The sequence below is a fragment of the Bradyrhizobium liaoningense genome, from assembly GCF_018130825.1.
Taxonomy (GTDB): domain Bacteria; phylum Pseudomonadota; class Alphaproteobacteria; order Rhizobiales; family Xanthobacteraceae; genus Bradyrhizobium; species Bradyrhizobium liaoningense_B.
In genome coordinates, this window is the sequence record NZ_JAFCJS010000010.1 from 76,253 (window position 1) to 89,805 (window position 13,553).

The 13,553-nt window shown below is 64.4% G+C and carries 15 protein-coding genes and 1 tRNA gene; 12 read left to right on the plus strand and 4 right to left on the minus strand.

Annotated elements, in window-relative coordinates; translation table 11 throughout:
• The first annotated feature begins 3 nt into the window (after positions 1-3).
• The 5 genes from JQ603_RS32905 (at position 4) to JQ603_RS32925 (ending at position 5,121) form a co-directional block, all read left to right on the plus strand.
• Positions 4-1,413 carry an adenylate/guanylate cyclase domain-containing protein gene (locus JQ603_RS32905; protein WP_212346229.1) on the plus strand — a complete coding sequence of 470 codons (1,410 nt, stop codon included), beginning with the start codon at positions 4-6 and terminating at the stop codon, positions 1,411-1,413.
• Positions 1,414-1,708: 295 nt separating this feature from the next.
• A complete protein-coding gene (locus JQ603_RS32910; protein WP_212346232.1) occupies positions 1,709-2,197 on the plus strand; it encodes a TerB family tellurite resistance protein in 489 nt (162 codons plus the stop codon).
• A 219-nt stretch (positions 2,198-2,416) separates the two neighbouring features.
• Entirely contained in the window at positions 2,417-3,196 is a 780-nt protein-coding gene (locus JQ603_RS32915; RefSeq protein WP_212346235.1) for an SDR family NAD(P)-dependent oxidoreductase, read from the plus strand.
• Between the two features lie 193 nt (positions 3,197-3,389).
• Positions 3,390-4,184 (plus strand): glutamine amidotransferase, encoded by a 795-nt coding sequence (locus JQ603_RS32920; protein ID WP_212346238.1) that lies wholly within the window; start codon positions 3,390-3,392, stop codon positions 4,182-4,184.
• 124 nt (positions 4,185-4,308) lie between these two features.
• Positions 4,309-5,121 (plus strand): enoyl-CoA hydratase, encoded by an 813-nt coding sequence (locus JQ603_RS32925; protein ID WP_212346241.1) that lies wholly within the window; start codon positions 4,309-4,311, stop codon positions 5,119-5,121.
• A gap of 123 nt (positions 5,122-5,244) precedes the next feature.
• On the opposite strand, the gene JQ603_RS32930 is transcribed toward JQ603_RS32925, so the two are convergent.
• Positions 5,245-5,320, minus strand: a tRNA-Ala gene (locus tag JQ603_RS32930).
• A gap of 205 nt (positions 5,321-5,525) precedes the next feature.
• Between JQ603_RS32930 and JQ603_RS32935 the strand changes: the two genes are divergently transcribed.
• The 3 genes from JQ603_RS32935 to folD are packed head-to-tail and all read left to right on the plus strand — an operon-like array spanning position 5,526 to position 7,085.
• Positions 5,526-5,816 carry a YggT family protein gene (locus tag JQ603_RS32935; RefSeq protein ID WP_018645113.1) on the plus strand — a complete coding sequence of 97 codons (291 nt, stop codon included), beginning with the start codon at positions 5,526-5,528 and terminating at the stop codon, positions 5,814-5,816.
• A 15-nt stretch (positions 5,817-5,831) separates the two neighbouring features.
• Positions 5,832-6,191, plus strand: a complete 360-nt coding sequence (locus JQ603_RS32940; protein WP_212346244.1) for a DUF167 domain-containing protein — start codon at positions 5,832-5,834, stop codon at positions 6,189-6,191.
• A gap of 9 nt (positions 6,192-6,200) precedes the next feature.
• Positions 6,201-7,085 (plus strand): bifunctional methylenetetrahydrofolate dehydrogenase/methenyltetrahydrofolate cyclohydrolase FolD, encoded by an 885-nt coding sequence (gene folD / locus JQ603_RS32945; protein ID WP_212346247.1) that lies wholly within the window; start codon positions 6,201-6,203, stop codon positions 7,083-7,085.
• 147 nt (positions 7,086-7,232) lie between these two features.
• Here folD and ppa read toward each other — a convergent pair whose 3' ends face one another.
• Positions 7,233-7,769 carry an inorganic diphosphatase gene (ppa, locus tag JQ603_RS32950; protein ID WP_018645116.1) on the minus strand — a complete coding sequence of 179 codons (537 nt, stop codon included), beginning with the start codon at positions 7,767-7,769 and terminating at the stop codon, positions 7,233-7,235.
• Between the two features lie 178 nt (positions 7,770-7,947).
• A complete protein-coding gene (locus tag JQ603_RS32955; protein ID WP_212346250.1) occupies positions 7,948-8,457 on the minus strand; it encodes a GNAT family N-acetyltransferase in 510 nt (169 codons plus the stop codon).
• Positions 8,458-8,719: 262 nt separating this feature from the next.
• Between JQ603_RS32955 and JQ603_RS32960 the strand changes: the two genes are divergently transcribed.
• Genes JQ603_RS32960 through JQ603_RS32975 form a run of 4 tightly spaced genes read left to right on the plus strand, consistent with a single transcriptional unit; the run spans position 8,720 to position 11,876 of the window.
• The gene (locus JQ603_RS32960) at positions 8,720-9,619 is read left to right on the plus strand and encodes an alpha/beta hydrolase family protein (RefSeq protein WP_212346252.1); all 900 of its coding nucleotides are present in this window, start codon (positions 8,720-8,722) and stop codon (positions 9,617-9,619) included.
• Positions 9,616-10,083, plus strand: a complete 468-nt coding sequence (locus JQ603_RS32965) for a DUF2269 family protein (RefSeq protein WP_212346255.1) — start codon at positions 9,616-9,618, stop codon at positions 10,081-10,083. The genes JQ603_RS32960 and JQ603_RS32965 overlap by 4 nt, the downstream gene beginning before the upstream one ends.
• A gap of 8 nt (positions 10,084-10,091) precedes the next feature.
• Entirely contained in the window at positions 10,092-11,408 is a 1,317-nt protein-coding gene (locus JQ603_RS32970) for an SDR family oxidoreductase (RefSeq protein WP_212346258.1), read from the plus strand.
• Positions 11,409-11,468: 60 nt separating this feature from the next.
• Entirely contained in the window at positions 11,469-11,876 is a 408-nt protein-coding gene (locus JQ603_RS32975; RefSeq protein ID WP_212346627.1) for a thiol-disulfide oxidoreductase DCC family protein, read from the plus strand.
• A gap of 213 nt (positions 11,877-12,089) precedes the next feature.
• Here JQ603_RS32975 and JQ603_RS32980 read toward each other — a convergent pair whose 3' ends face one another.
• Positions 12,090-13,337 (minus strand): flavin monoamine oxidase family protein, encoded by a 1,248-nt coding sequence (locus JQ603_RS32980; protein WP_212346261.1) that lies wholly within the window; start codon positions 13,335-13,337, stop codon positions 12,090-12,092.
• Positions 13,338-13,553: the final 216 nt, after the last annotated feature.

Sequence of the window (13,553 nt, forward strand, 5' to 3'; positions counted from 1 at the left end):
GCCATGAGCGACATCCAGGCCCAGTTTTCCGTTCTGAAGCAGACCGCCGATGCGAAGGTGGTCGATGCGATTGCGGATCTCATCGAGCATGGCGAGGATCACGAGCTCAACCGCGTCAACGTGCTCGATTTCTCCACGCAGCACGGTCTCGACGAGGAGCACGTGATCTCGGCCTTCCTGCATTCGGCGCGGCTCGGGCTGTTCGATCTCGGCTGGAATGTGCTCTGTCCTGGCTGCGGCGGCGTGCTCGGGGCGCACTCGACCCTGAAGGCGCTCAAGCCCGATGATTACCACTGCGCGCTCTGCGCCTGCGGCTACAAGGCCTCCGTCGACGACCAGGTCGAGGTGTCCTTCACGGTGAATCCGCGCGTCCGGCGCATCGCGGCACACGATCCCGACACGCTTCCGGTGTGGGAATATTTCAAGCAGGTGTTCTGGAGCTCCGGCGTCGACTTCAACAAGGAATCGTTTGCGACGCTCGCCAACGAGGTCACGCTGGACACGATGGAGCTGCCGGCCGGCGAGAAGGCGACCATGTCGCTGCAGCTGCCGGGCGATTTCGTCATCATCTTCGAGCCGGTGACGCACGCCGCCCATTTCATCGACGTCCAGGGCGAGCCGACCAAGGACCGCCAGCAGCTCGCCATCATGTACAACAAGGTGCAGGCTCCGACGGGGACCACGGTGATGCGGCCCGGCCCGTTGCGGCTGTCGCTGGAGAACCAGGCCGGCGTGCGCGTGCTGCCGTCGGTGTTCATCGCGGCCGAGGCGCTTCATCATCTCATCGGCAAGCGTAAGCCGTTCCTCACCGCCAAGCGGATGCTGTCGAACCAGACGTTTCGCGACGTGTTCAAGGCGGACAATCTCAGCCTCGATCAGCGGCTCCAGATCACCTCGCTGACTTTCCTGTTCACCGATCTGAAGGGCTCGACCGCGCTCTATGAGCGCGTCGGTGACCTCGCCGCGTTCGATCTGGTGCGCGCGCATTTCCATGCGCTGCTCGAGATCATCTCTTCCGAGAAGGGCGCGGTGGTGAAGACCATCGGCGATGCCGTGATGGCGACCTTCGTCCGTCCCGAACATGCGATCGTCGCGGGTCTGCGGATGCGCGCGGCGATGGACGAGCTCAACAAGCAGCGCGGCACCACCGACCTCATCGTCAAGATCGGCATCCATGAGGGCCCGTGCCTCGCGGTGATGCTCAACGAGCGGCAGGATTATTTCGGCCAGACCGTCAACATCGCCGCGCGCGTGCAGAGCCTGTCGACCGCGCAGGAGATCCATATCACTGGGCCGGTGGCGGATGCGCCGGCGGTCGCCGAACTCCTCCAGCAGCGCGAGATCAAGCCGATCCAGAAACAGGCCGCGCTGCGCGGCATCGCCGACAAGATGGTGGTGTACGAGATACCGTAACTCCATACGTCGTCCCGGCCGAGTGCGCAATTGCGCACGGGGCCGGGACCCATACCGCGTGATTTCTGAAACGGGCAAGATGGTTGTCGCCAAAGCCTTCGTCAAACTACTCCCTGTGGTTATGGGTCCCGGCCTTCGCCGGGACGACATTGGAAGGCTTGGCTCGCTCCTCGCCCAGATTGCCGAAACGTAATGCACGCGCGAAACTGACGCACGTTGCGCCGGTTGAGTTTCCCGCTCATATAATGCTGGTAGCCGCCGCATCCCGCGGCGGCATCCATTTTGGTAGGACCTTATGCTCGACGGCCTGCGCCAGTTCATCGCCGACATCGTTGCTCCCCAGGCTCAGGATCGCGCCTTCGGCGACAGCGATTATCGGCTCGCGGCGACCGCGTTGCTGGTCCACGTGGTCTCGCTGGACGGCCAGCCGAGCGCGGCCGAGCAGCGCAAGCTGCACAGCCTGATCGAAAGCCATTTCGGGCTCGATCGCGGCGCGGCGGATCGTCTGATCACCGATGCGACCCAGGTCGAGGGCGACGCCGTCGATCTCTACCATTTCACCAGCGTCATCATGCGCTCGCTCGACGAAGCGGGCCGCAAGCGCATCGTGCAGATGATGTGGGAGCTGGTCTATGCCGACGGCCAGGTCTCGGAGTTCGAGGACAACGTCGTCTGGCGCGCCTCCGACCTGCTCGGGATCTCCCAGCGCGACCGGATCGAGCTCAAGCACGCCGTTGCGGAGCGTGCCGGCGGGCAGGTGCAGGACAGCGCCGTGACCGGTTGATCCGCGCAAACCGGCCGACGGCCGGTTGTGTTGATCACATGACGAAACTTTAATGTGGGCGATCTCCTCCCGGATTTGCCCGTAAATTCCCGGATTTTCTGCTTACCCTGATGTCCGCTCAAGCGGCCATGCGGCGGGCGCCGCTTGCCTGTCGCGCACGGCCTATGCTCTCGTTCCGCCATTGCGGGACCAAAAACTTCAATTCAAGAGACATCGATCGTGACTGAGCGGGTAACGTTGATCACCGGTGCCTCGGCGGGCATAGGCACGGAGCTGGCGCGCGTGTTCGCCGCCAACGGACACCGCCTCGCACTGACGGCGCGACGGGCCGACCGGCTGGAGGCGCTCGCCAATGAGCTCGCCGCCAAGGGCGGCAAGAAGCCGATCGTGATCGCCTGCGATCTTCAGGACGCGGACGCCGGCGAGAAGATCGCCGCAGCCCTCAAAGCCGAAGACGTCGAGCTCGATCATCTCGTCAACAATGCCGGCTTTGGTGTGTTCGGCGATGCCATCGAGTGCGACCGCGCCGAGCAGGTCGGTATTGTCGATGTCAACGTGCGGGCGCTGACGGATCTGTCGCTGCGCTTTGCCGATCAGCTCATCAGGAACAAGGGCGGACTTCTGAATGTCGGATCGGTCGCCGGCTTTCTGCCCGGCCCCGGCATGGCCGTCTACTACGCCTCCAAGGCCTATGTGATTTCACTCACCGAGGCGCTGCGGGCAGAGCTCGCGCCGCGCGGCGTTCGCGTCACCGTGCTTTGCCCAGGTCCGGTGCCGACCGAATTCCAGGCCCGCGCTGGTGTCGGGTCCGGACACAATACGGCGCTTCTCAACGTTTCGGCGTCCGATGTTGCCAGGCAGGCCTATCACGGCCTGATGGCGAACAAACGGGCAGTGCTGCCGGGTCTCGGCATCAAGATTGTGCCGTTCGCGCTGCGATTCTTTCCGCGCGGCTTCATCCTGTCCGCCACCAGCCGGTTCCAGCGGCAGAGGCACTAGATTTCTTGTTTTGACGCGTTTTCTTCACGCGAACCGGTATCCACTTCGCTCGAAAACGCTTTGAAGACAGCCCTTCGCGACCGTAGTGGCCCGGAGCTTGCTTCAGTAGTGCGGCATGTGTGCGCAAACTCACACGATGTTAACCATCGCTTAGCTATGCTGGCGGTCTGAACCGATAGCACTCGCAGAGGCCATGTCGTTCCGGACGGACAGGTTTGGTGGCGCAGGAGTGGTGCCCTTCCGAAAGAAGGCGCCGAGCGCCGCCGCCTCCGAAAACCGGTTGCCGGTTCTGATCGTTCTGCATCAGGAATCCTCGACACCCGGCCGCGTCGGCAATGCGCTGCGCGCGCTCGGGCATCGCCTCGACATCCGTCGTCCCCGCTTCGGCGATCCCCTGCCCGAAACCCTCGACCGGCATGCCGGCGCCGTGTTCTTCGGCGGCCCGATGAGCGCCAACGATCCCGACGACTACATCCGCCGCGAGATCGACTGGATCGAAATTCCGCTTCGCGAACAGCGACCGTTCCTCGGCATCTGCCTGGGCGCGCAGATGCTGGCGATGCAGCTCGGGGCTCGCGTCGCGCCGCATGCGGAGGCGCTGACCCAGATCGGCTATTACCCGATTCGTCCGACGGCGGCGGGACACGCGCTCTGCCCGGACTGGCCGGCGCAAGTCTATCACTGGCACCGCGAGGGATTCACGTTGCCCGTCGGTGCCGAACTGCTTGCGGAAGGCGATGATTTTCCGATCCAGGCCTATCGCGCCGGCAATGCCTTCGGCGTGCAGTTTCATCCCGATGTGACCTACGCGATGATGCATTGCTGGACCACGCGCGGCTATGATGGCCTGAACGCACCCGGCGCGCGCGAGCGACATCATCACTTTGCGGACCGGGCCGTGTATGACGCGGCGGAGCGCGCCTGGCTCGACCATTTCATCGACGGCTGGCTGGCGCGCCGGCCGGTGCTGGCGCAAGCCGCCGAGTGATCGCGCCTTCGCGCAGGTCCTTCGCATAAGGCCTTGGCGCAAGTCCTTCTCCCATCCCTGGATATGCTAGGCTCGTTCGTAACGAGCGCGCGCGAACGCGTGCCGGCAGCAAAGGGAGAGCGTCATGGGCTACGAACACATTCTCTATGAGGTGAGCGACAAGATCGCGACCATCACGCTCAATCGCCCCGATCGCATGAATGCCTGGACGCCGGTCATGGAGCGCAACGTGCGTCATGCGATGGAAGCCTCAAACGCCGACGACAATGTCCGTGTCATCGTGCTGACAGGCGCCGGCCGCGCCTTCTGTGCCGGCGCAGACATGGATGCACTGAAGGGCCTCGATCCCGATGACGTCAGGCGCGCAACGAACCTGCCGCCGTTCGACATGAACCGCCGGCCCGACTGGCAGACGCGCTACGGCTTCTATCCGTCGATCAAGAAGCCCGTCATCGCCATGCTCAACGGCGCGACCGCCGGCATCGGTCTCGTCCATGCGCTTTATTGCGACCTGCGTTTTGCAGCCGACAACACCGTGTTCACGACGGCCTTCGCACGGCGCGGGCTGATCGCCGAGCACGGCATCAGCTGGATGTTGCCGCGCATCGTCGGCCACGCCAATGCGATGGATCTGCTGCTTTCGGCACGCCGCGTTTCGAGCGAGGAAGCGCTGCGGATCGGACTGGTCAACCGGCTCTGCCCGCCCGAGCAGCTGCGCGAGGAGACTTACGCCTATGCGCGCGACCTCGCCGATTTCGTCTCGCCGAGCGCGATGGCCGTGATCAAGCGCCAGCTCTACGATGTCCCGTTCCAGACGCTCGCGGAGGCGACGATCGAGGCCAACAGGGAAATGATGGTGGCGCTGGCAGGCAGTGATTTCCGCGAGGGGGTCGCGAGCTTCATGGAGAAGCGGCCGCCAAGGTTTACGGGGAGGTAGGGGGAGATTTGCGGATAGAGCCCGCCGTCGCCCTTCGGGCCATGGCGGGGCAGCCTTCGCTCACTTCGCTACGATGGACTTCCCCAGGGTTGCCTAGCCGAAGCTCGCGAAGCGAGCGAAGGCTGGTGGAGCCAGGCGGGATCGAACCGCCGACCTCGTCATTGCGAACGACGCGCTCTCCCAGCTGAGCTATGGCCCCTTTGCTGGCCGCTCTGGTGAACGCGGCCGACAACCGGGCGCCATTTAAGTCCCTGCCAAGGTCAAGTCAAGGACGGGTGTAACCCGGTTTTAGCCATTCCGGCGTCCGAACTTCCCTTGTTTGGGCGGGGGGGAACCGATATCTAGCAAAAGGCGTCAATCCCGACCGAAGCCAGAGTTTTCAATAGCCAGAGGCCTCAAAAGCCATGCGTGCCGTTCTCGACATCGTCATCATCGTGCTCGACCTCTACGTCTGGCTGTTGATCGCCTCCGCGATCCTGTCCTGGCTGATTGCCTTCAACGTCGTGAACACGCGTAACCAGTTCGTGTCGGCGGTGGCGGAGTTCCTGTACCGGATCACCGAGCCGCTGCTGGCGCCGATTCGCAATTTCCTGCCCAGCCTCGGCGGTCTCGACATCTCGCCGATCATCCTGATCCTGATCATCATGTTCATCGAGCGGGTGATCCTGTACTACATCTACCCGAACGTGATCTGAGCAGGCTGGAGCGCCTTGGTCGCGAACGAGGCTCGCAAGGAACCCTGGCGTTATTCCGCCGCTGGAATCAGCATCGCGCTGCGGGTGACGCCGCGCGGCGGCCGCGACGGCATCGACGGAATCGAGCAATTGGCCGATGGCCGCAGCGTGCTCAAGGTACGGGTGCGGGCCATTGCCGATGGTGGCGAGGCCAACAAGGCCGTTCTGGTCCTGTTGGCAAAATCGCTCGGGGTGCCCAAAGCCAGCGTGAAACTGCTATCCGGAGCCACTTCGCGGCTGAAGCAGATCGCGGTCGACGGCGATCCGGCGCGGCTGGGCGAGGCCTTGCGCCAGCTCGTCCAGGCCAAAGCGGCAGACGCCAAATCGACAGACTGAGGAACTGACATGACCGCCAAGATCATCGATGGAAAAGTCATCGCCGCGGAACTCCGCGCCCGCGTTGCCGACGAGGTCGCGCGGGTCAAGCGCGAGCACAATCTGGTGCCGGGCCTAGCGGTGGTGCTGGTCGGCAGCGACCCCGCCAGCGAGGTCTATGTCCGCTCCAAGCACACCCAGACCCAGGCCGCCGGCATGGCCTCGTTCGAGCACAAGCTGCCGGCCGACGTCTCGCAAGCGGACTTGCTGGCCGTCGTCGCAAAGCTCAACCGCGATCCGGCCGTGCACGGCATTCTGGTGCAATTGCCGCTGCCGAAGGGGCTGAACACCGAGGCCGTCATCAACGCCATCGATCCCGCCAAGGATGTCGACGGCCTGCATCCGAACAATGCCGGCCGTCTCGCCGGCGGCTTCGAGGCACTGTCGCCCTGCACGCCGCTCGGCTGCATCATCCTGACCAAGAGCGTGCATGCCTCGCTCGAAGGCATGAACGCCATCGTCATCGGCCGCTCCAACCTGGTCGGCCGCCCGCTGGTGCAATTGCTGCTGAACGAGAACGCCACGGTGACCATTGCGCATTCGCGCTCGCGCGATCTGCCCGGCCTCGTGAAGCGCGCCGACCTCGTCTACGCCGCCGTCGGCAAGCCGGAGATGGTGCGCGCCGACTGGTTGAAGCCGGGTGCGACCGTGATCGATGTCGGCATCAACCGCATCCCGAAGGAGGACGGCAAGACGCGCCTCGTCGGCGACGTCGCCTATCAGGAAGCGCTTGGCGTGGCCGGTGCCATCACGCCGGTGCCGGGCGGCGTCGGTCAGATGACGGTGGCGTGTCTCTTGGTGAATACGCTGCGCGCGGCCTGCGCGATCGCCGGCCTGCCGAAGCCGGCGGTGTAGGTTTTTACCTCGCCCCGCTTGCGGGGAGAGGTCGGATTGCGAAGCAATCCGGGTGAGGGGGACTCTCCGCGAGTCAGCTGTCGCCGTCCTCGCGGAGAGTCCCCCTCACCCCAACCCTCTCCCCGCAAGCGGGGCGAGGGGGAAGGATCAGCCCTTCTTCTTCTTCTCGCGCTCGATGCCCTCGAGGATCAGCTTGTGCGCTTCCTCCGGGCCGCCCCAGCGCAGGATCTTCACCCACTTGCCCTTCTCGAGATCCTTGTAGTGCTCGAAGAAGTGCTGGATCTGCTGCAGCGTGATGTCGGGCAGGTCGGAATACGACTTCACCTTGTCGTAGCGCTGCGTCAGCTTCGACGACGGCACCGCCAGGATCTTCTCGTCGCCGCCGGCTTCGTCCTCCATGAACAGCACGCCGACCGGGCGCACGCTCATGACGGCGCCGGGAATGATGGCGCGGGTGTTGATGATCAGCACGTCGCAGGGGTCGCCGTCGTCCGACAGCGTGTGCGGGATGAAGCCGTAGTTACCGGGGTAGCGCATCGGCGTGTACAGGAAGCGGTCGACCACCAGCGTGCCGGCCTCCTTGTCCATCTCGTACTTGATCGGTTCGCCGCCCACGGGGACTTCGATGACGACGTTGACATCTTGGGGGACGTTTTTTCCGATCGAGATAGCATCGATACGCATTCAAGGCTCCGTTGTTGCCGAGGTTAAATCGCGCCCGGCAGCGATTTTGGCGCTGTCATACGCGGGCTTGGCCCGCCAATCCATCGTGTTTTTGTGAAATAATGAATCCAGCGATCACCGGCGCATTGGGCGGGCGGTATCGAAGGAAGGAAAGCGCTGCCGGCCGGATTTCAGCAGCTCAATTGGTCCAAGCGAAGGCAACCTTGTCGAGCGACTTCGGCCCGAAACGCTCCGAGGAGCGCGCCACCATGCGGCCACCCAGGGCACGGTAGAACTCGGTCGCGGGATCGTTGTCCGAGAGCGCCCACACCACCATGCTCTTCAGGCCGCTCTGCATCAGGTCGCGGCGAGCTGCGGCGAACAGCCTGCGGCCGAAGCCGAGGCCCTGAAACTCGGGGCGCAGATACAGCTCGTAGATCTCGCCGTCGAAGTGCAGGCTGCGCGCGCGGTTGCGGCCGTAATTCGCATAACCCGCGATCTTGTCGCCGAACACCAGAACGCTGACGCGGCTGCCCTTGCGGATAGCGCTGTCCCACCACTGCGGACCGCGGCGGTTGATCAGCTTCTCCAGCTCGGCGCCGGGAATGATGCCCTGATAGGCCGAACGCCAGGCTTCGTCATGCGTCGATGCCACCGCAGATGCATCTGCAGCTTTGGCCGGCCGGACCTCGATCAGGGTTGTGCTCATGGACGCGATCAAATCAAGTCGCCGCGCCGGCGGCAAGACCTATCGTTAATTATCGGTTAACCTGTGGACTTTCTGCATCAGTATTGTGGCCATGTTGTACCGAAAGAGGACAAGCCGCTGCTTTGAACGGCAACCCCCTGCCACGCGTCGGTGCAAAACTGCGTCGCGGCAACCAATGAACGGCAATGGCAACGCAGAAAGTCCGCCCAGAATGATTCGTTCCTACTAGTCTGGTGCTGTCCGTGCTCGCCTTTGGCCATTCATGCGGCTCTTCAACATCCTTGCGCTCCTGTCTCTGCTGACCCTGCTGACCGCGTCGCCTCTGTGCGCCCAGGTCACGTTCGGTGCAGCGGGCGCGGAGGGCGAGCCGTTTCGCCGGCAGGAATGGCGTGTGCCCTCGCCGGAGGCCGGCATCGCCGCGCATGCGCTGCTGTTTCGTCCCGCTGGCGCCGGTCCATTCCGGCTTGCGGTCATCGCGCACGCTTCGACACAGAATGCGTTGCGTCGTGCGCAAATGCCGCAACCGGAATACCGCCCGCTCGCAGCGTTCCTCGTCGCGCGCGGATTTGCCGTGCTGGTGCCGGAGCGGCTCGGCCATGGTGCGACCGGCGGCCGCTATGTCGAGGACCAGGGAGATTGCGACGAGCCTGACTATGCGCGCTCCGGCCGCGCGACGGCCGAAGAAATCGCGCTCGCGCTGGACTATTTGCGAAAGCAGGACTTTATCCGCAAGGATGCCGCGATCGTGATCGGCCATTCCGCCGGTGGATGGGGCGCGCTGGCGCTCGCGAATGCCGATCCAAAGGCGATCTCCCCGATCACGGTGTTTGCGCCGGGGCGCGGCGGCCACGCCAATGACGAGCCAAACCGGATCTGTGCGTCACATGCGCTGCTGGCGGCGGCAGCCGAATTCGGCAAGACGGCGCGCATTCCCGTCACATGGTTCGTGGCAAGCAATGACAGTTATTTTGCGCCGGCATTCTCGAAGTCGTTGGCAGATGCCTTTCGCGGCGCCGGCGGGAAGGTCGATTTCCGCACATTGCCCGCCGTGGGCGACGAGGGGCATGGGATGATCGAGACTGACGCCGGCGTGAAAGCCGCGGGCATCGACCTCGAACGTGCGCTGAACCAGTCGAAACCAATGGCGACCAAGAAGCCATGACGCTGTATTTCCTGGTCAAATTTTTCCATGTGCTCGGCGCCATCGTCATCCTCGGCACCGGGACCGGCATCGCCTTCTTCATGCTGATGGCGCATCGCTCGCAGGATGCGGCGTTCATCGCGCGCACCGCTTCGGTGGTGGTGATCGCGGATGCGATCTTCACGCTGTCGGCCGTGATCCTCCAGCCGGTCAGCGGCGGCCTGCTGATGCTGCTCTCCGCGACGCCGATCACGGAGCGCTGGCTGCTGGTCTCGCTCGCGCTCTATGCCATTGCCGGCTTGTTCTGGGTGCCGGTCGTCTTCATGCAGATCGAGATGCGCGATCTCGCGCGCAAGGCTGCCGATCAACGCGCGGCGCTGCCGGAACGCTATTTCGTGCTGTTCCGCCGCTGGTTCGCGTTCGGCTTCCCCGGCTTCGGAGCGACGATGCTGATCCTCTGGCTGATGATTGCAAAGCCGTTTTGAGCGACGCGATGATGAAAACCATTTTAGTGCTCGGCGCCTCCGGCCTGATCGGCCGCTTCGTCACCGACGATTTGCGCGCGCGGAGTTTTCGCGTGATCGGTGTGGCCCGCAGCTTGTCGCCGGCGCAGACGATGAGCGGGCTGGACATCGAGCTGCCGATCCTCTCGCTCGACGTGGCAGCGCTGACGCACCTTCTCAGCGAGCACTCCGTCGACCTCGTCGTGAACTGCCTCGGCGTGCTCCAGGACGGACCCGGCAGCGATACGGGCGCCGTGCATCGCGATTTCGTCGCGCGCCTGCTTCAGGCCGTCGCCGACAGCGGCCGCGCGATCCGGCTGGTGCACATCTCGATTCCCGGCACTGCTGAGACCGATCGGACAGCCTTTGCGACGACCAAGCGCGAGGCCGAACGGCTGATCGCGGCATCCGGCATTCCCTACGCCATCCTGCGCCCCGGCTTCGTGGTCGCTCCGTCCGCCTACGGTGGCAGTGCGATGCTGCGCGCACTCGCTGCCTTTCCGCTGGACCTGCCGGAAAAGGAAATGGCGACGCCATTTCAGCCCGTTGCGGTCGAGGATATCTCGGCCACCATCGCCTGGCTCGCCGCGCGCGATATCGACGATGCCTCCGTCAAAGCCGTGACTTGGGATCTGATGCAGGCAGAGCCCGTCAGCATGGCCGGCGTCATCAAGCAGTTTCGCCATGCGTTCGGCACGGCCGGCTGGCCGCGCCTCCCAATGCCGACCTTCATGCTCGATCTCGGGGCAAAGATCGGCGATTTCGCCAATTATCTCGGCTGGATGCCGCCGATGCGTTCCACCGCGATCGCTGAGCTCCGTCGCGGCGTGACGGGCGATCCGTCAGTCTGGATCGCCGCGACAAGCATCGCGCCGAAGACGCTGGCAGAGACGATCGGGCGCCACCCCGCCACCATCCAGGACAAATGGTTCGCGCGGCTGTTCCTGGTCAAGGCGCTGATCGTCGCGAGCCTGGTCGCGTTCTGGCTCGTCTCCGGCTTCGTCGCGCTGTTCGTGTCCTACCGCGCCGCCGCCGGCATCTTGACCGCACACAATTTTCCGCCCGCGCTGGTCGATCCCATCACCATCGGCACCAGCCTGATGGACATGAGCATCGGCGTGCTGATCGCCTTCCGCCGCACCGCGGCCGTCGGCCTGGCGGCGGGCATTGTGGCGTCGCTCGGTTATATGGTCGGCGCGGCGATGCTGACGCCCGACCTCTGGATCGAGCCGCTCGGTGCGCTGGTGAAGACGGGGCCGGCGATCGTGCTGATGCTGGTCGCACTCCTGATGCTGGATAACCGATAGCGTTTTCGAGCGAAGTGGATCCCGGTTCGCGTGAAGAAAACGCGTCAAAGAGAGAAGCTGATGCCAAAATGGCCAGACGATGATGTCATCCTGTTCGACGGCGTCTGCATCTTCTGCTCGCGCTGGGTGCGCTTCGTCGCCAAACGCGATACGCAGAAGAGGTTTCGTTTCACGCCGGTTCAATCGGATTACGGGGCGCGGTTGGCGCGCACGTTCGGCATCGACCCCGGCGATCCCGACACCAACGCCGTCGTCCATGGCGGCGAAGTGTTCATGAAGTCGGACGCCGCACTGACGGTGCTGTCACAGCTCCCCGGCTGGGGCTGGGTGCGTACATTACTCGTTGTGCCAAAGCCGCTGCGGGACCCCGTCTACAGCCTCATCGCGCGCAACCGCTATCGCATCTTCGGGAAGTACGATGCGTGCTTCGTGCCCGATGCCGATTTGCGGGCGCGGGTGATTGAGTGATGCGACAGTTCGAGGGGGCGGTGGCACCACAAATTCGGTGTCGTCCCGGCGGAGGCCGGGACCCATAACCACAGGGCGGAGTTTGGCGAGGACTGGCAGTCAAGGAATCAATCCGCGGTACTAATACCACCGCACACCGATAGTTCACGCGGTATGGGTCCCGGCCTTCGCCGGGACGACGCTGGAGTATGACGCCGCAGCGACGGCGCCTAGTCAGGGCTTATCCTTTGCCACCAGTACTTCCTTCGCCGCCCGCTCGCCGCTGTCCCGCGCTCCATGTGCGGTCGTAAAAAACTCCGGCGACGTCGCTTCTCCGGCGAAGAACAACCGTTCGTCCACTGGCGCCGCCAGCACCGCGCGATCCCCAGCATGGCCGGGCAGCGCGTGCGAATAGGATCCTCGCGCGAAGGGATCGCGGGCCCAGCGCGATTCGTACAGCGGCTTCAGCTTGCTCCTGATATCGTTGCCGAGAAAACCCGCGATCTCGTCGATGCTGTGCGCGGAAATGGCGCCTTCGCCGGCATCTTCCAGTTCGCGGGCGAAGCTGCCGCCGAAAAAGCCTTCGATGCAGGGCTGGCCGAATGGGCGGATGTGGTAGGTGCCCATCTCCGTACGCATGGTGGCGCCGCGCAAATTGCCCTCCTTGGGGAAGGCCTCGGCATCGCCGAGCGCCAGCGTCACCTTGTCGTCGACGCCGAGCGGCAGGCCGGCGGCGGCATCGACCTTGGCCGGGAGCGGCGGCGAGAAGCGGATGGCTTCGTCCGCGATCAAATTGGTCGGCACGGTGACGATCACCCTGCCGGCATCCAGCGTGCCCCGCGACGTCTCGATGCGGGTGCGTTTGCCCGCATGATCGATCAGCGTGACGTTGCAGTTCAGCGCCACCGGGCAGGGCGCGCCATAGGCCGCAACAAGCGCGCCATAGCCGCGGCGAACGCGCCAGTTGAGGCCCGTGTCCTCATAGGCGTCCCAGTCCAGCGTGGACATGTCCTTCAGCTCGCAGCCGTTGATATAGGTCGAGATCGCGTCGATCATCGGATTCCAGCGATTGCCCACCTCCAAACTCAGGCTCGCGGGCTCGTCCTTGCCTTTTTGCGCGGCCTGCCACAGGCGTTCATAGAACGCGTCCATCGCGCGCATGAAATCGTCGCGCTCGCTTTGCGGAAACGCATTGCCGTAGGCGCGCTCGCGCCAGGGCGGCAGGTCCTTGTTGAGCTCGAAACCGAGCTGCTTTGCGATTGTAGCGAAAGAGTTCTTGTCGGCCGAATGCAGCCAGCCGCAGCCGACGTCGAACGTCACCTCGGGCGAGGCCTGCACGGTCCAGGCCCGGCCGCCGAGCCTGTTACGCGCCTCCAGCACGATCACGGAGAGGCCGGAGCCCGCCAGCGCATGCGCTGCGCCAAGGCCGGCGGCACCGGCGCCAATGATCGCGACGTCCACGGAGGAGGGCAGGGAGGTCATGAGCGGGCTCTAGCACGTTCGCCGGAGAGCCAGAAGCCACCGCGCGCATAGCCGTCATCACCCGCCCTTGCGCGCGATAGCGCTTCGGAGCAGTTGGTCCAATATTCCAGGAACGGGTTTTGTAGGGTGGGCAAAGGCGCTCTTGCGCCGTGCCCACCATTGTCGCGTGGTGGGCACGCTTGCGCTTTGCCCACCCTACGGCACCGAGACGCGGCG